Source organism: Methylobacterium sp. J-090, from assembly GCF_022829345.1.
GTDB lineage: Bacteria > Pseudomonadota > Alphaproteobacteria > Rhizobiales > Beijerinckiaceae > Methylobacterium.
Window position 1 is genome coordinate 1 of sequence record NZ_JAKSXV010000053.1, and the last position, 592, is coordinate 592.

1 protein-coding gene is annotated in these 592 nt (G+C 67.7%); it reads left to right on the forward strand.

Annotated features, from left to right (window positions below; genetic code table 11):
• On the forward strand, window positions 1–592 hold a 592-nt coding region (locus MKK49_RS07930), incomplete at both ends, for a sugar transferase (RefSeq protein ID WP_244027581.1).

Below are 592 nucleotides of genomic sequence, written 5' to 3' on the forward strand. Positions count from 1 at the left end.
GAAGCTGCGCCTGCGCCCGCGCGCCTATTCCTACCTCGGCGCGGTGCCGGTGCTCGACGTGTTCGACAAGCCGATGGCCGATTGGGACATCATCGCCAAAAGCGTCTTCGACCGCCTCGTCGGCCTCACCATGCTGGTGGCACTGACGCCAATGATGCTCGCCGTGGCGGCGGCCGTCGCCGTCACCTCGCCCGGCCCGATCCTGTTCCGGCAGAAGCGCTACGGCTTCAACAACGAGGCGATCGAGGTCTACAAGTTCCGCTCGATGTACCACGACAAGGTGGACTTCGCCGCCGCCCGGCAGGTCACCCGAGGCGACCCACGCGTGACCCCGGTGGGCCGCTTCATCCGCCGGACGTCGCTGGACGAGCTGCCGCAGCTGTTCAACGTCATCAAGGGTGAGCTGTCCCTCGTCGGACCCCGCCCGCACGCTCTCCAGGGACACGTGTCGAACACCCTCTACGACCAGGTGGTGGACGGCTACTTCGCCCGCCACAAGGTCAAGCCGGGGATCACCGGCTGGGCGCAGGTCAACGGCTGGCGCGGCGAGACCGACACCAGCGACAAGATCCAGCGCCGCGTCGAGCACGAC